General features: G+C 40.6%; 16 protein-coding genes. All 16 read left to right on the top strand.

All coding sequences use genetic code 11. The features are described from left to right. The first annotated feature begins 82 nt into the window (after positions 1 to 82). The 16 genes from DXC10_RS05170 to miaA all read left to right on the top strand — a co-directional run bounded on the left by DXC10_RS05170 (position 83) and on the right by miaA (position 16319). The gene (locus DXC10_RS05170) at positions 83 to 1024 is read left to right on the top strand and encodes a phosphoribosylaminoimidazolesuccinocarboxamide synthase (RefSeq protein ID WP_101544690.1); all 942 of its coding nucleotides are present in this window, start codon (positions 83 to 85) and stop codon (positions 1022 to 1024) included. A 4-nt stretch (positions 1025 to 1028) separates the two neighbouring features. Continuing rightward, on the top strand, positions 1029 to 1766 hold the full coding sequence (gene ubiE, locus DXC10_RS05165; protein WP_117737456.1) for a bifunctional demethylmenaquinone methyltransferase/2-methoxy-6-polyprenyl-1,4-benzoquinol methylase UbiE: 738 nt from the start codon (positions 1029 to 1031) through the stop codon (positions 1764 to 1766). Between the two features lie 31 nt (positions 1767 to 1797). After that, positions 1798 to 2544 (top strand): shikimate dehydrogenase, encoded by a 747-nt coding sequence (locus DXC10_RS05160; RefSeq protein WP_101544685.1) that lies wholly within the window; start codon positions 1798 to 1800, stop codon positions 2542 to 2544. 12 nt (positions 2545 to 2556) lie between these two features. Beyond that, positions 2557 to 3552, top strand: coding sequence for an alpha/beta hydrolase (locus tag DXC10_RS05155; RefSeq protein ID WP_117737455.1), 996 nt, complete (start codon positions 2557 to 2559; stop codon positions 3550 to 3552). A 40-nt stretch (positions 3553 to 3592) separates the two neighbouring features. Beyond that, positions 3593 to 4492, top strand: a complete 900-nt coding sequence (locus DXC10_RS05150) for a TPM domain-containing protein (RefSeq protein ID WP_117737454.1) — start codon at positions 3593 to 3595, stop codon at positions 4490 to 4492. A gap of 52 nt (positions 4493 to 4544) precedes the next feature. Further along, positions 4545 to 5126, top strand: a complete 582-nt coding sequence (locus DXC10_RS05145) for a LemA family protein (protein ID WP_101544679.1) — start codon at positions 4545 to 4547, stop codon at positions 5124 to 5126. A 120-nt stretch (positions 5127 to 5246) separates the two neighbouring features. Beyond that, on the top strand, positions 5247 to 6416 hold the full coding sequence (locus DXC10_RS05140; RefSeq protein WP_117737453.1) for an AIR synthase-related protein: 1170 nt from the start codon (positions 5247 to 5249) through the stop codon (positions 6414 to 6416). A gap of 12 nt (positions 6417 to 6428) precedes the next feature. After that, complete coding sequence (prfA, locus tag DXC10_RS05135; RefSeq protein ID WP_101544675.1) at positions 6429 to 7541, top strand: peptide chain release factor 1; 1113 nt, start codon at positions 6429 to 6431, stop codon at positions 7539 to 7541. Between the two features lie 23 nt (positions 7542 to 7564). Then, entirely contained in the window at positions 7565 to 9328 is a 1764-nt protein-coding gene (locus tag DXC10_RS05130; RefSeq protein ID WP_117737452.1) for a DUF4153 domain-containing protein, read from the top strand. A 19-nt stretch (positions 9329 to 9347) separates the two neighbouring features. After that, positions 9348 to 10169 carry an orotidine-5'-phosphate decarboxylase gene (pyrF, locus tag DXC10_RS05125; RefSeq protein ID WP_117737451.1) on the top strand — a complete coding sequence of 274 codons (822 nt, stop codon included), beginning with the start codon at positions 9348 to 9350 and terminating at the stop codon, positions 10167 to 10169. A gap of 11 nt (positions 10170 to 10180) precedes the next feature. Next, the gene (locus DXC10_RS05120; protein ID WP_101544669.1) at positions 10181 to 11413 is read left to right on the top strand and encodes an HD domain-containing protein; all 1233 of its coding nucleotides are present in this window, start codon (positions 10181 to 10183) and stop codon (positions 11411 to 11413) included. A gap of 78 nt (positions 11414 to 11491) precedes the next feature. Then, positions 11492 to 12532, top strand: coding sequence for a UDP-3-O-(3-hydroxymyristoyl)glucosamine N-acyltransferase (lpxD, locus tag DXC10_RS05115; protein WP_117737450.1), 1041 nt, complete (start codon positions 11492 to 11494; stop codon positions 12530 to 12532). 3 nt (positions 12533 to 12535) lie between these two features. Beyond that, positions 12536 to 13921 (top strand): bifunctional UDP-3-O-[3-hydroxymyristoyl] N-acetylglucosamine deacetylase/3-hydroxyacyl-ACP dehydratase, encoded by a 1386-nt coding sequence (locus DXC10_RS05110; RefSeq protein ID WP_101544665.1) that lies wholly within the window; start codon positions 12536 to 12538, stop codon positions 13919 to 13921. 7 nt (positions 13922 to 13928) lie between these two features. Continuing rightward, positions 13929 to 14705, top strand: coding sequence for an acyl-ACP--UDP-N-acetylglucosamine O-acyltransferase (gene lpxA, locus DXC10_RS05105; protein ID WP_101544663.1), 777 nt, complete (start codon positions 13929 to 13931; stop codon positions 14703 to 14705). Positions 14706 to 14720: 15 nt separating this feature from the next. After that, positions 14721 to 15281 (top strand): hypothetical protein, encoded by a 561-nt coding sequence (locus DXC10_RS05100; protein WP_117737449.1) that lies wholly within the window; start codon positions 14721 to 14723, stop codon positions 15279 to 15281. Positions 15282 to 15422: 141 nt separating this feature from the next. After that, positions 15423 to 16319 (top strand): tRNA (adenosine(37)-N6)-dimethylallyltransferase MiaA, encoded by an 897-nt coding sequence (gene miaA, locus DXC10_RS05095; RefSeq protein WP_101544660.1) that lies wholly within the window; start codon positions 15423 to 15425, stop codon positions 16317 to 16319.

Genomic DNA, 16319 nt, shown 5'->3' with positions numbered 1-16319 from the left:
AACAGAAAATAAAAAATGAAACAAGAGTTCGGATGACCAATTATAGAATAAGATATTACATGAACTTTATAAAATAAGAAAAATGAAAGCATTAACTAAAACAGATTTCAATTTTCCGGGACAAAAAAGTGTATATCACGGAAAAGTACGTGATGTGTACAACATCAATGGTGAAAAGTTAGTTATGGTTGCCACTGACCGTATCTCTGCTTTTGACGTAGTCTTACCAAAAGGTATTCCTTTCAAAGGACAAATGCTGAACCAAATTGCAGCTAAGTTCCTGGATGCTACAACTGATATTTGTCCTAATTGGAAAATGGCTACTCCAGATCCAATGGTGACGGTAGGTGTGATGTGCGAAGGATTCCCTATAGAAATGATTGTACGCGGTTATCTTTGTGGTAGCGCATGGCGTGCCTACAAAAGCGGTGTTCGCGAAATCTGTGGTGTGAAATTGCCCGAAGGCATGAAAGAAAACCAAAAATTCCCCGAACCTATCATTACTCCAACTACTAAGGCAGAAATAGGTGAACATGATGCTGATATCTCCAAGGAAGATATTCTAGCTAAAGGATTAGCCACTCCTGAAGAATATGCCATCCTCGAAAAATATACAATGGCACTTTTCAACCGTGGTACTGAAATCGCAGCAGAACGTGGTTTGATATTGGTAGATACAAAGTATGAATTCGGTAAACACAATGGAAAAATTTATTTGATGGACGAAATTCACACTCCCGATTCCAGCCGTTACTTCTATTCGGAAGGATACGAAGAACGTTTTACTAAAGGTGAACCTCAGAAACAACTATCCAAAGAATTCGTACGTGAATGGTTAATGGACAATGGTTTCCAAGGGAAAGCAGGTCAACAAGTTCCTGAAATGACCGATGAAATCGTTACTTCTATCAGTGACCGTTACATCGAGTTATACGAACACATTACCGGTGAAAAGTTCGTAAAGGAAGACACTAACAATATTGCTGAAAGAATTGAGAAAAACGTAATGGGATACTTAAAATAGTAACATGAACTACCCGCAGGAACATATCAAGCCTTACGGTAAGGAAGGAAAGAAGAGTGAACAAGTCGAAGAAATGTTTGACAATATCGCTCCTGCTTATGATAAACTGAATCATACCTTATCTATGGGTATCGATCGTAGTTGGCGTAGAAAAGCGGTTAATGCACTCAGACCTTTTCATCCGCAACGTATCATGGACGTAGCTACCGGAACCGGAGATTTTGCCATTCTTGCCTGCCGTGAATTGCAGCCAACTACCTTGATCGGTACTGATATTTCCGAAGGTATGATGAATGTGGGTCGTGAAAAAGTAAAACAGGCGCACCTTTCGGACAAAATCTTTTTTGTCCGGGAGGATTGCACCTCTCTCTCATTTGCCGATGAAAGTTTCGATGCTGTAACCGTAGCGTTTGGTATCCGCAATTTTGATGGATTAGACAAAGGGCTCTCTGAAATATACCGTGTGTTAGTGCCTGGTGGTCATCTCGTCATTTTGGAACTTTCTACCCCAGACCGTTTTCCGATGAAGCAACTCTTCACCGTTTATTCCAAGGTCGTCATTCCGTTCCTCGGTAAATGTATTTCGAAAGATAATAGTGCCTATACTTACCTTCCAAAAAGCATTCGCGCATTTCCACAAGGAGAAGTTATGCAAAAAGTTATACATAGAGTAGGATTTGGTGAAGTGTATTTCAAACGGTTAACTTTCGGAATATGTACTTTATATATCGCAAAGAAATAGCTACTAATCCCCCTTTTAACACACATTGAATATGCAAAAATATGGTTTAATCGGTTACCCGTTGAAACATTCGTTTTCCATCGGATATTTCAATGAGAAATTTAAAGCAGAAAATATTGATGCTGAATATGTAAATTTCGAAATTCCCAGTATCAACGATTTTATGGAAGTAATAGAGGAAAATCCCAACCTCTGTGGACTCAACGTAACTATTCCTTATAAGGAACAAGTCATCCCTTTCCTTGATGAGTTAGACAAAGATACCGCTAAAATAGGTGCGGTCAATGTTATTAAGATTATTCGTCTCCCCAAAGGAAGAGTTAAACTCGTAGGATATAATTCGGATATTATCGGTTTCACTCAATCTATTGAACCTTTGTTGCAACCGTATCACAAAAAAGCATTAATACTCGGTACAGGTGGAGCATCGAAAGCTGTATATCGCGGTTTAACAAATCTTGGAATCGAGAGTACATTTGTTTCACGTACTAAGAAAGACGACAAGTTCCTAACTTATGAAGAATTAACTCCAGAGATCATAACAACACATACAGTTATAGTAAACTGTACTCCTGTTGGTATGTTCCCCAAAGTCGATTTTTGCCCTAATATCCCTTATGAGTCACTTACTTCCAACCATTTACTCTACGATTTGTTATATAATCCAAATGAAACACTTTTCATGAAGAAAGGTGCAGCACAAGGTGCCATCACTAAGAATGGACTCGAGATGCTGTTATTACAAGCCTTTGCTGCATGGAAGATTTGGAATAAATAACAATATCTTCTTATGGGAAAAAAAATTAAATACAGTCTTGTCGGACTATTGGTACTTATTATTATTGTAATTGTCGGTGGAAGTTTCTATATGCTCGGTTTCTCTTTGACCCCCGAACATAATAAAGGAAAAGATATTTCCGGTTCCTACAAATATATGCTTAGCGAGTACCCTCAAATCAAGCCGTGGTTAGACAGTTTACAGACAGTCGGTGCTTTGCGGGATACATTTATCATCAATCCTGAAGGTCGACAGTTACACGCTATTTTTGCCGCTGCGCCTGAACCTACCGACAAGACAGCTGTTATTGTGCATGGCTATACGGATGATGCCATCCGCATGTTGATGATAGGTTATCTTTATAACAAGAATCTAAAATACAACATATTACTCCCCGACCTGCAAGATCAGGGATTAAGTGAAGGTCCAGCAATTCAGATGGGATGGAAAGACCGACTAGACGTATTAAGCTGGATGAATATAGCCAATGATATCTTTAAAAAACGATATGAAGCAGAAATAGATAGTATACGTACTAACGTACCTCAAAGTACACAAATGGTGATACATGGAATTTCCATGGGAGCTGCAACTACTATGATGGTATCTGGTGAGTCTCAACGTGATTTCGTGAAATGTTTTATAGAAGACTGCGGTTACACCAGTGTATGGGATGAATTTGCCTATCAACTAAAAGATATGTTCGGATTACCGGCTTTCCCTCTGATGTATACTACTAGTTTGTTATGCGACGTCAAATATGGGTGGAATTTTCAGGAGGCATCCTCACTAGAACAAATAAAGAAATGTAAACTTCCCATGCTTTTTATTCATGGCGATGCAGATACGTATGTGCCTACTTGGATGGTTTATCCACTATATGAAATAAAATCAGAACCTAAAGAACTATGGATTGTTCCCGGTTCAACTCATGCTATGTCTTATAAAGACCATCCTCAGGAATACACCGAACGAGTGAAGAAATTCGTAGAAAAATACATCTATTGATGCGATTTTTTCTATCTTCGCCACGACAATTATTAACAATATGAAACGAATTACCTCCATAGTATTCTTTTTGTGTCTACTTATTTCTTTGCAGGCACAACATATCTATACTACTCGAAATATCCCTAAAGTACACCTTCAAGATAAAACACGTTATGTTTGTAATCCTGCCGGTATTCTCTCAACAACAGTATGTGATAGTATAGACCGTATGTTATACATATTGGAACAACAGACAGGAATTGAAACAGTAGTTGCTGTAGTTCCATCAATCGGTAATGAAGATTGTTTCGACTTTTCACACCGGTTGCTCAATGAATGGGGTGTTGGGAAAAAAGAAACGAACAATGGATTGGTCATTTTACTCGTAACTGATCAACGTTGTATCCAGTTTTATACCGGATATGGTTTGGAAGGTGATCTGCCCGATGCCATCTGCAAACGTATCCAAACACAATATATGATTCCTTATTTGAAAGATGGAAATTGGGATGCGGGTATGGTGATAGGTATACGTGCTGTTTGTGCCCGGTTAGAGGGAAGTATGGAAAACGATACAACCGGAGACGAGGAAAACAACTCAATAGTGTTAACCCTAATCTTAATAGGTATCATAATCATCTCCATAATAGCCGCTTTTTTTAAAGCACGTGCAATTAATAAATGTCCAAACTGTGGACAACATAAATTACAACGTAGTGGTAGTACCCTCATTTCACGTAACAACGGAGTGAAAACGGAAGACGTTATTTATACCTGTCGTAATTGCGGACACCAGATAGTGCGTCGCCAACAATCGTATGACGAAAATTATCGTGGCGGTGGTGGTGGAGGTCCCGTTATCTTCGGCGGAGGTTTCGGCGGTGGAGGCGGAGGTTTTAGTGGTGGTAGTTTCGGAGGAGGTATAGGTGGAGGTGGAGGCGCTGGTTCGCGCTTCTAAATTTCCATTTATTAAAGTAATAAAATTATATAATCACTTAACAAAAAAGAAAATGAAGAAATCAACCATTATCATCCTTGTAGTTATAGCCCTTCTCGCAATATGGGGTGTAAGTAGTTACAATAGTCTTGTCACTATGGACGAAAATGTCAGTGGACAATGGTCTAATGTTGAAACTCAATATCAACGCCGTGCCGACCTGATACCTAATCTCGTAAATACGGTCAAAGGATATGCCTCACATGAAAAAGAGACTCTTGAAGGTGTTGTGAAAGCACGTAGTAAAGCCACTCAAATCACGATTGATGCCGACAACTTGACTCCAGAAAAGTTAGCTGAATATCAAAAAGCCCAAGGTGTAGTAACTTCTGCTCTTGGAAAGTTGCTTGCCATCAGTGAGAATTATCCGGATTTGAAAGCTAATCAGAACTTTCTGGAATTACAAGCACAACTGGAAGGTACGGAAAACCGTATCAACGTAGCCCGTACCAACTTCAACAATGCAGCGAAGAACTTCAATACAGCCATTCGCCGTTTCCCAAAGAACATTCTTGCTGGTCTTTTCGGCTTTGAAAAGCGTGTTTACTTTGAAGCAGCCGAAGGTACCGATCAGGCTCCGCAAGTGCAGTTTTAACGTCTCAAATATTCCTTTTACAAGCGAGGTACAAAGACGAGAAACTTTGTGTCTCGCTTTGTGTTGTAGAAGATTAGATGTATCTTTGCACAATCAATTGATAATAAACATACATATCTCATGAGTAATCAACGATACATGATGCGGGGTGTCAGCGCATCAAAGGAAGATGTGCACAACGCCATCAAAAACATTGATAAAGGTATTTTTCCACAGGCTTTCTGTAAAATCATCCCTGATATTTTGGGGGGAGACCCTGAGTATTGTAATATTATGCACGCCGACGGAGCAGGTACAAAATCCAGTCTGGCATACATTTACTGGAAAGAGACAGGTGATATTTCAGTATGGAAAGGTATTGCTCAGGACGCACTAATTATGAATATAGATGACCTACTTTGCGTAGGTGCAGTGGATAATATCTTGGTTTCTTCTACTATAGGACGTAACAAACTACTTGTTCCCGGTGAAGTTATCTCTGCCATTATCAACGGTACGGACGAATTGCTTGCCGAACTCCGTGAAATGGGAGTAGGTGTTTATGCAACGGGGGGTGAAACAGCAGACGTAGGCGATTTGGTACGTACCATTATCGTAGACTCTACAGTAACTTGCCGCATGAGACGTTCTGACGTTATCAATAATGCAAATATCCGTCCGGGAGATGCGATTGTAGGTCTGGCTTCATACGGACAGGCAACTTACGAGAAAGAATATAACGGTGGAATGGGTAGTAACGGCTTGACTAGTGCTCGTCACGATGTGTTTGCCAAATATCTAGCTGAAAAATATCCTGAAAGTTATGATAAAGCAGTACCCGATGAACTGATTTACAGCGGTAAATTGAATTTAACGGATAATGTAGAAGATAGTCCGTTAGACGCAGGTAAGCTAGTACTCTCCCCTACTCGTACATATGCACCGGTAGTAAAAAAATTACTTGATGCACTTCGTCCCGAAATTCATGGCATGGTACATTGCTCGGGTGGTGCGCAAACTAAAGTATTACACTTTATAGGTGATAATTGCCGTGTAGTGAAGGATAATCTTTTCCCTGTTCCACCTTTATTCAAGACCATCAAGGAGCAAAGTGATACGGATTGGAGTGAAATGTACAAGGTATTTAATATGGGACATCGTCTCGAAGTTTACCTCTCACCCGAACATGCGGAAGAAGTAATCGCTATCAGTAAGAACTTCAACATTGATGCTCAAATAGTGGGACACATTGAAGAAAGTAATAAAAAAGAATTGATTATAAAGAGTGAATTCGGAGAATTCAGATATTAAAAGTGCGATAAAGTGGCAGATAACAGTACCTTACTTGAAAAATTAGATGGACTTGTAGCTCGATTTGAAGAAGTATCGACCTTGATTACCGACCCGGCAGTGATTGCCGACCAAAAGCGCTATGTGAAACTTACTAAAGAATATAAGGAACTTGGCGACCTGATGAATGCTCGTAAGGAGTACATGCTAGTATTGGGCGGCATTGAGGAAGCCAAGGAAATCATCGTTAATGAAACAGACCCTGAAATGCGCGAAATGGCACGTGAAGAACTTGATACTTGCCAAGCACGCCAACCAGAACTGGAAGAACAGATAAAGCTACTACTTGTTCCTGCCGATCCGCAAGACAGCCGTAATGCAATTCTTGAAATTCGTGGAGGTACGGGGGGAGATGAAGCTGCCATATTTGCAGGTGACCTCTTCCGCATGTATACCAAATATTGTGAAACAAAAGGTTGGAAAATGGAAATTTCCAGTGCCAATGAAGGTGCAGCTGGCGGTTTCAAGGAAATAATCTGTTCAGTAACCGGTGATAACGTATATGGTACGTTGAAATATGAGTCAGGGGTACATCGTGTACAACGTGTACCTGCCACCGAAACTCAAGGACGTGTACATACCTCCGCCGCCTCTGTAGCTGTATTGCCCGAAGCAGAAGAATTTGATGTCATCATCAATGAAGGTGAAATCAAGTGGGACACCTTCCGAAGTGGTGGTGCCGGCGGTCAAAACGTAAATAAGGTAGAATCCGGTGTACGTTTGCGTTATAACTGGAAAAACCCCAATACTGGCGTTGTCGAGGAAATTCTCATCGAATGTACCGAAACGCGCGATCAGCCCAAAAACAAGGAGCGTGCGCTCTCCCGCCTACGTACGTTCATCTACGACAAGGAGCATCAGAAATACATCGACGACATCGCTTCCAAACGTAAGACGATGGTTTCTACTGGTGACCGTTCGGCAAAAATCCGTACCTATAATTATCCACAAGGCCGCATTACCGACCACCGTATCAATTATACGATCTATAACCTTGCAGCTTTTATGGATGGGGATATTCAAGATTGTATTGACCATTTAATAGTGGCGGAGAATGCGGAAAGATTAAAAGAGAGCGAATTATAAAACAAAGCCTTAAAATACTACATATGAAAGGGCACTTATTACAAAGAGTATTCCATACTTTAGCAGAAGCATTTCAAAATTGCATGAAACGCTTTCCGATAACTGTTTGCTTTGTGTTTGCGCTGTCTGCCTTTCTCATCTATCTGGTTGCTACCGATATGGATGGAGACAGAAAAAGGCTATTTATCTGGGGATATTACCTCTCTATCGGCACATTACTTTCACTCACTCTGCATCTGTGGCATGAAGAGATGCAAGGTATAATCAAGAAAGTAACCATACAAATAGTAGCCAATACACTACTCATTGCCGATGCTCTGTTTCTTTACCATTATTCTTCTGAACAAACCTATGTAGAACTAGGTATAGCACACGTTGCCGCTATCCTCACGCTATGGTTTTCTATATTCTTTCTCTCTTTTTTTAAGGAGAAAAACGACATTCCAAGTTGGAACTTCGCCTTGAACACAATAACCTCATTCATCACAGCCAATATTGTAGGTTACATCATGAGCGGCGGAATAAGTCTGTTGGTACTCTCCCTCCATATGCTTTTTGATGTAAATGTAAGTGGGAAATGCTATGCTTATATCTTTATCATATGTAGTGTTCTGCTTCCTACATTACTTTTCCTCGGTATGTTGCCCCAAGGTGAAAGCAAACATAATCGGCAACCGCAATCGTTAGATTTTCTGAATGGCATTATACGTTTTTTGTTCCTGCCACTCATCGGAGGATATTTACTGGTTCTCTATATTTACACCGCACGTATCCTTTCCAATTGGGAGTTACCCATCGGCTGGGTATCATGGTTGGTAGTAACACTGATGGCAGGATGTATTGCCATCGAGTTCGGTTTATATCCTACCCGTATAGGAGATGCGAAACGGACTGACGAACACATTGCACGTTGGCTTCCAACACTTGTATTGCCACTGCTGATGTTGATGACGGTAGGGATCATACGCCGCTTCAATGATTATGGCATTACCATAAACCGTTTATATCTTATCACTCTCAATATCTGGTTCTACATTGTTTGTATCGGGCTTATCTTAACGAAAGCACGTCGCATCAACTGGATACCTATATCGTTTGCTATCCTCTTCCTGTTGACATCAGCATTTCCCATTAATTATGCAAGTATAACCAAGAATGCTATCCGTACTGAATTGGAAGAAAAGTTAAAACAGACTTGTAACGCACAACTTCCTCTTTCACGTGAAGACTACAATAACTGGCTGGCATCACTCTCCGAGAAAACTGCCATGGAAGTGAATGATAAGTTCCTATACATCGACGATTTGTTCGGACGAAAAACAATCGCTAATCTTGTGGAAAAAGATGTTTCATTCTATACCACCAAGTATCACTATGAAGGCGTAACCAATAAAGAAAATAATGCAGGTACCTATGTATCATACAACGGACAAGCACTTCCACTGACAAGTATTGAAATTCCCAATGGATATAATCGCTTTATAGCTATACCAAAAGATGTAAACAAGTCAGACAGGAATATCAAAATTCCACTTAAATATGTGAAAACAGGAGTATTACCTGTCTCTCTCGGTCTGCAAACAGGTAACGAGAATGATACGGTTTATATCGACCTCAAAACACTTAAAGAACTTGATGAATATAGATACGGTGAAATGCGACCAACCCAATTCAAATGTAATTCCAACAAAAAACTGTTTATACTCACCAGTTTCTCTATAGCATACGACGAACAGGAAGATAAAGATATCAGGTTGAGTATCAACGGCTACTTATTCAAGAAATAAACATAAAAAAATATCCGAGATGAATAAACAAGAACTTTTTGAAAATATCAAACGCAAAAGATCATTTCTTTGCGTAGGTTTGGATACAGACATCAAAAAAATCCCCGAACACTTATTGAAGGAAGAGGATCCCATCTTCGTTTTCAATAAGGCGATAATCGATGCAACCGCCGACCTCTGTATTGCCTACAAACCAAATCTCGCTTTCTATGAAAGCATGGGGGTAAAAGGTTGGATTGCTTTTGAAAAGACGGTAAATTACATCAAACAGAACTATCCCGATCAATTTATTATTGCCGATGCCAAGCGTGGGGATATAGGAAATACATCCGCTATGTATGCCCGTACATTTTTCGAAGAACTGGATATCGATTCAGTAACCGTAGCACCTTATATGGGCGAAGACAGTGTTACCCCATTCCTCACTTACGAAGGAAAGTGGGTCATTTTGCTTGCACTCACCAGTAATAAAGGTTCTCACGATTTCCAATTGACAGAAGATAAAAACGGCGAACGTCTTTTTGAAAAAGTTCTGCGCAAATCACAAGAATGGGCAAATGACGAACAAATGATGTATGTAGTAGGTGCTACACAAGGTCGTGCATTCGAAGATATCCGCAAGATTGCTCCCGAACACTTCCTGCTGGTTCCAGGTATCGGTGCACAAGGTGGTTCTTTGGAAGAAGTTTGCAAATATGGTATGAATAAAACCTGCGGACTGATTGTAAACTCTAGCCGTGGTATCATCTATGTGGATAAGACAGAGAACTTTGCCGCTGCCAGCCGCAAAGCCGCACAAGAAGTACAAGCACAAATGGAAAAGTTGCTAATCAACTGTTAACCAATAACAACGTGTTCGAAAGAAAAATCATAAATGACCCAGTTTTCGGGTTCATCAATATTCCAAAGGGGTTGTTGTATGATATCGTACGGCATCCCCTTCTACAACGTTTAAACCGTATCAAGCAGGTGGGTTTGTCATCTGTTGTATATCCGGGTGCGCAGCACACGCGGTTTCAACATTCTCTAGGAGCTTTCTATCTGATGAGTGAAGCTATTCAAAACCTTGCCAGTAAAGGAAACTTTATCTTCGACAGTGAAGCGGAAGCCGTCCAGGCAGCTATCCTGATGCATGATATTGGGCATGGTCCTTTCTCTCATGTATTGGAAGATACGATCGTCCGCGGTGTATCCCATGAAGATATTTCCCTAATGTTGATGGAACGGATCAACAAGGAAATGAACGGGCAACTAACTCTTGCCATCCAAATCTTCAAAGATGAATATCCCAAACGTTTCCTCCACCAATTGGTAAGCGGTCAGTTGGATATGGACCGGCTCGACTATCTGCGCCGTGACAGTTTCTACACTGGTGTCACAGAGGGTAATATTGGTTCGGCACGTATCATCAAGATGCTTGATGTAAAAGATGATCATCTTGTAGTGGAGTCTAAAGGTATCTATTCCATTGAGAATTTCCTCACAGCCCGCCGCCTGATGTACTGGCAAGTATATCTTCATAAGACTTCGGTAGCATACGAAAAAATGCTTATCAGTACCCTGTTACGCGCTAAGGAGCTGGCAAGTCAAGGTGTAGAACTGTTTGCACCTCCTGCCCTGAGATTTTTCCTTTACAACGATATCAACCGGAATACATTCTATAACACCCCCGATTGTTTGGAATATTTCATCCAACTGGACGATAACGATATCTGGACAGCATTGAAAGTATGGAGTTCACATACCGATAAAGTATTATCTACCCTAAGCTTAGGTATGATTAACCGTAATATCTTCAAAGTGGAAATTTCTGCTGAACCTATCAGCGAAGAACGGAAAAAAGAGCTGACTTTACAAATCAGTGAACAACTGAACATTCCTCTCTCCGAAGCGAGATATTTCATCTCTACCCCCAGCATCGAAAAGAATATGTATGACCCCGCAGATGACAGTATTGATATTCTCTATAATGATGGTTCCATCAAGAATATTGCAGAAGCATCGGATATGCTCAATATCTCTTTACTATCGAAAAAGGTAAAAAAGTACTACTTATGTTACCAACGTTTGCATAAGCAAGTATAAAATATTCATCGTAGGACAAGGAAATATAAAAAAAAAGTCCGTTATTTGTGTTTTGAAACCATCTAACAATAATAAGACATGGAGTTCTCTGCTAAACAAATTGCAACATTTATCCAAGGAGAAATCGTTGGGGATGAGAATGCAACCGTGCACACCTTCGCTAAGATCGAAGAAGGAATACCTGGAGCAATCTCTTTCCTCTCCAATCCCAAATATACCCCGTATATATACGAAACGCGGTCGAGTATCGTGTTAGTAAACAAGGATTTTGTTCCCGAACAAGAGGTGAAAGCAACTCTTATAAAGGTAGATAATGCCTATGAAAGCCTTGCCAAATTGCTCAATCTTTATGAACAAAGTAAACCCAAGCGTGTGGGTATCGATTCACGTGCTTTCGTTGCTGAAACAGCTAAGATAGGAAAGGATGTTTACATTGCTCCGTTTGCTTGTGTCGGCGAATATGCAGAAGTCGGAGATAATACGGTGATACATCCTCACGTCACTATTGGAAGTGGTGCCAAAGTAGGTAATGATTGTATTATTTATGCCAATGCTACCATCTATCACGACTGTCGTGTAGGTAATCGTTGTATTTTGCATGCCGGTTGCGTTATCGGAGCAGACGGTTTCGGTTTTGCTCCTACTCCCGAAGGTTATGAAAAAATCCCCCAAATCGGTATCACAATACTGGAAGATAATGTAGAAATCGGTGCGAATACTTGTGTAGATCGTGCCACAATGGGAGCAACCATTGTACATAGCGGTGTAAAACTTGACAATTTAGTACAAGTGGCTCATAATGACGAAATAGGTTCACACACTGTAATGGCAGCTCAAGTAGGTATTGCAGGTTCTACCAAAGTGGGAGAATGGTGTATGCTTGGTGGCCAAGTTGGCGTAGCAGGTCATATCCATATTGGAAATAAAGTGAACCTTGGTGCACAATCGGGTGTTCCCAGTAGTATCAAGGAAGGTAGTCAACTTATTGGCACACCACCTATGGAGATGAAACCTTACTTCAAGTCACAATCCGTATTCCGCAAGTTACCCGATATGTATTTTGAACTGAATGCACTCCGTAAAGAATTAAATGAATTGAAACAACAATTAAATAAGTAACCAATGTTGAAACAAAAGACTCTGAAAGATAGCTTTTCACTCAGTGGGAAAGGTCTTCATACGGGACTTGACCTGATCGTTACTTTTAATCCTGCTCCAGATAATCACGGATATAAAATTCAACGTATCGATGTGGAAGGACAACCGATCATCGATGCGGTAGCTGATAATGTGACAGAAACGACTCGTGGCACCGTACTCTCCAAAAACGGAGTAAAAGTAAGTACCATTGAGCACGGTATGGCAGCCCTTTATGCATTGGGTATAGATAACTGCCTAATCCAGGTAAACGGACCGGAATTCCCGATTTTAGATGGAAGTGCCCAATATTATGTCAGTGAAATAGAACGCGTAGGTACAGTAGAACAAAATGCCGTTAAAGATTTCTATATTATCAAATCCAAAATTGAATTCCGCGACGATGCAACCGGTTCTTCCATCATCGTATTACCGGACGAGAATTTTAGTTTGAATGTATTGGTATCGTATGATTCTACCATCATCCCCAACCAATTTGCCACTCTGGAAGATATGGCAAAATTCAAAGATGAAGTAGCGGCCAGCCGTACCTTTGTATTCGTACGCGAAATAGAACCGTTGTTGCAAGCCGGTCTCATCAAAGGGGGTGACTTAGATAATGCCATCGTAATCTACGAACGCGAAATGGAACAAGATGCATACGATAAACTTGCCGATGTTATGGGTGTTCCTCACATGAATGCCAAGCAGTTGGGCTACATCAACCATAAACCGTTAGTATGGCCTAATGAATGTGCACGTCACAAATTATTGGATGTCATCGGTGATTTGGCCCTGATAGGTAAACCCATCAAAGGACGTATAATTGCAACTCGTCCAGGACATACCATCAACAATAAGTTTGCCCGCCAGATGCGTAAGGAAATCCGTTTGCATGAAATACAGGCTCCTACTTATGACTGCAATCGTGAACCGGTTATGGATGTAAACCGTATTCGTGAATTGTTGCCTCACCGCTACCCATTCCAATTGGTAGATAAAGTGATTGAAATCGGCGCCAATTATATAGTAGGTATTAAAAATGTAACAGGAAACGAACCTTTCTTTCAGGGGCATTTCCCGCAAGAACCGGTAATGCCGGGTGTATTGCAGGTAGAGGCCATGGCACAGACTGGTGGTTTGCTCGTGTTGAACTCTGTGGACGAACCAGAACGTTATTCTACCTATTTTATGAAGATTGACGGTGTAAAATTCCGTCAGAAAGTAGTACCGGGAGATACATTGATTTTCCGCGTTGAATTACTGGCTCCCATCCGTCGAGGTATTTCTACCATGAAAGGTTATGTATTTGTAGGCGAAAAAGTAGTTTGCGAAGCAGAATTTATGGCACAAATAGTAAAAAACAAGTAAATTAATTATGATAAGTCCCTTAGCGTATATTCATCCCGAAGCCCAAATCGGGGAAAACGTAGAGATTGCTCCTTTTGTTTTCATTGACAAGAATGTGGTAATCGGTGATAACAATAAGATCATGGCTAATGCCAACATTCTATACGGTACACGTATCGGTAATGGAAATACGATCTTCCCTGGAGCGGTGATAGGTGCCATTCCACAAGACCTGAAGTTCAGAGGAGAAGAAAGTACTGCTGAAATAGGTGACAACAACATTATCCGTGAGAATGTGACCATCAATCGGGGAACGGCTGCCAAAGGAAGAACGATTGTTGGCAACAATAACCTATTGATGGAAAGTGTTCACGTAGCGCATGATGCAATTATAGGTAACTATTGTATCATAGGTAATTCCACCAAAATGGCAGGTGAAATAGTTATAGACGACAATGCTATTATCAGTGCCAACGTATTGATGCACCAGTTTTGCCATGTGGCAGGATATGGTATGATACAAGGTGGCTGCCGTTTTAGCAAAGATATCCCTCCATACATCATAGCAGGACGGGAACCGATTTGTTATGCCGGTATCAACATTGTAGGATTACGTCGTCGTGGTTTCTCCAATGAGACTATCGAAAGCATCCATAATGCGTACCGTATTATCTATCAAAGCGGTCTGAACAATACAGATGCTCTGAAAAAGATTGAAGACGAAATGGAAATAACTCCCGAAATAAGTTATATTGTAGATTTCATACGCAAATCAACTCGTGGTATTATCCCCGCAGGAAAATAAAAAAAAATTAATATTATGATATATAGATTTACAATCATCTCCGACGAAGTAGATGACTTCGTAAGAGAAATACAAATAGACCCGGAAGCTACATTCTACGATTTTCACGAAGCTATCCTAAAATCAGTGGGTTACACCAATGATCAGATGACGTCTTTCTTCATCTGCGATGATGACTGGGAAAAAGAGAAGGAAATCACCCTTGAAGAAATGGACGATAATCCTGAAATGGATAGTTGGGTAATGAAAGAAACCCCAATCAGCGAGCTGGTAGAAGATGAAAAGCAGAAGTTGCTTTATGTCTTCGATTATATGACAGAACGTTGTTTCTTTATCGAACTTTCCGAGATTATCACCGGTAAAGAAATGACCGGTGCCAAATGTACAAAGAAAGAAGGTGAAGCTCCTAAGCAAACGATTGACTTTGAAGAAATGACCGCTAACAACGGTTCACTTGATCTGGATGAGAATTTTTATGGCGATCAGGATTTCGACATGGAAGACTTCGATAAAGAAGGTTTCGGTGGTTTGGATGATGGTACCGGAGAGATTCCTTACGAAGAAGATAAATTCTAATTCTGTTGAAAGTTAAGAATTCCAATAAAAAAAATCGTTAAAGTTATAAATCTATATTTAGGCACGGATTACACGGATTTCACGGATATCAAAATAAAGCCGTGTGTATCCGTATAATCCGTGCCTAAATCATTTTTACGTATGAAAACGTTGATAGTACTTATCGGTCCTACCGGAGTAGGCAAAACAGAACTAAGCCTTCGATTGGCAGAACAATTCCATACCTGCATAGTCTCTGCCGATTCCAGACAACTCTATGCAGACTTGAAGATAGGTACAGCCGCTCCTACTCACGAACAGTTACAACGAGTGCAGCATTATTTCGTCGGCACCCTTAAGTTGACAGATTACTATAGTGCCGCCCAATATGAAGCTGAAGCACTACAACTCTTGGGAACTCTATTCACGGAACATGATACTGTATTACTGACAGGTGGTTCAATGATGTATGTAGATGCTATCTGTAAAGGTATTGACGACATACCGACCGTGGACACCGAGACTCGCCAACTGATGTTATACAAATATGAAACGGAAGGACTGGAAAGACTATGTTCCGAACTAAAGCTACTCGATCCTGAATATTATAAAATTGTAGATCTAAAGAATCCCAAACGTGTCGTTCATGCGTTGGAAATCTGTTATATGACGGGAAAAACTTATACCTCCTTTCGTACCCAACAAAAAAAAGAACGTTCTTTCCGTATCATCAAAATCGGACTTACACGCGACCGAGAAGAACTTTACCAGCGCATCAACCGTCGGGTAGAACAAATGATAACAGACGGTTTGGTAGAAGAAGCACGTCGCGTCTATCCATATCGAACACTAAATTCACTGAATACCGTAGGTTATAAGGAAATATTCAAGTACCTCGACGGTGAGTGGACATTGCCCTTTGCCATTGAAAAGATACAGCAGAACTCCCGTATCTATTCCCGCAAACAAATGACATGGTTTAAACGGGATCAAGACATTCATTGGTTTCATCCGGAACAAGAAACGGAGATACTGATGTACCTCCGTTCGCAGTTATAA

It is taken from the genome of Bacteroides sp. OM08-11 (assembly GCF_003438665.1).
GTDB classification, from domain to species: Bacteria; Bacteroidota; Bacteroidia; order Bacteroidales; family Bacteroidaceae; genus Bacteroides; species Bacteroides cutis.
This window is presented reverse-complemented; position numbering and strand designations above follow the sequence as displayed.

What these genes read in the sequence shown, in the direction of transcription:
- DXC10_RS05160 (WP_101544685.1), top strand. Translation starts at nt 1,798, where the DNA reads ATGCAAAAATATGGTTTAATCGGTTACCCGTTGAAACATTCGTTTTCC.
- miaA (WP_101544660.1), top strand. Translation starts at nt 15,423, where the DNA reads ATGAAAACGTTGATAGTACTTATCGGTCCTACCGGAGTAGGCAAAACA.
- DXC10_RS05155 (WP_117737455.1), top strand. Translation starts at nt 2,557, where the DNA reads ATGGGAAAAAAAATTAAATACAGTCTTGTCGGACTATTGGTACTTATT.
- DXC10_RS05145 (WP_101544679.1), top strand. Translation starts at nt 4,545, where the DNA reads ATGAAGAAATCAACCATTATCATCCTTGTAGTTATAGCCCTTCTCGCA.
- pyrF (WP_117737451.1), top strand. Translation starts at nt 9,348, where the DNA reads ATGAATAAACAAGAACTTTTTGAAAATATCAAACGCAAAAGATCATTT.
- DXC10_RS05150 (WP_117737454.1), top strand. Translation starts at nt 3,593, where the DNA reads ATGAAACGAATTACCTCCATAGTATTCTTTTTGTGTCTACTTATTTCT.
- ubiE (WP_117737456.1), top strand. Translation starts at nt 1,029, where the DNA reads ATGAACTACCCGCAGGAACATATCAAGCCTTACGGTAAGGAAGGAAAG.
- DXC10_RS05140 (WP_117737453.1), top strand. Translation starts at nt 5,247, where the DNA reads ATGAGTAATCAACGATACATGATGCGGGGTGTCAGCGCATCAAAGGAA.
- DXC10_RS05110 (WP_101544665.1), top strand. Translation starts at nt 12,536, where the DNA reads ATGTTGAAACAAAAGACTCTGAAAGATAGCTTTTCACTCAGTGGGAAA.
- DXC10_RS05130 (WP_117737452.1), top strand. Translation starts at nt 7,565, where the DNA reads ATGAAAGGGCACTTATTACAAAGAGTATTCCATACTTTAGCAGAAGCA.
- lpxA (WP_101544663.1), top strand. Translation starts at nt 13,929, where the DNA reads ATGATAAGTCCCTTAGCGTATATTCATCCCGAAGCCCAAATCGGGGAA.
- lpxD (WP_117737450.1), top strand. Translation starts at nt 11,492, where the DNA reads ATGGAGTTCTCTGCTAAACAAATTGCAACATTTATCCAAGGAGAAATC.
- DXC10_RS05170 (WP_101544690.1), top strand. Translation starts at nt 83, where the DNA reads ATGAAAGCATTAACTAAAACAGATTTCAATTTTCCGGGACAAAAAAGT.
- DXC10_RS05100 (WP_117737449.1), top strand. Translation starts at nt 14,721, where the DNA reads ATGATATATAGATTTACAATCATCTCCGACGAAGTAGATGACTTCGTA.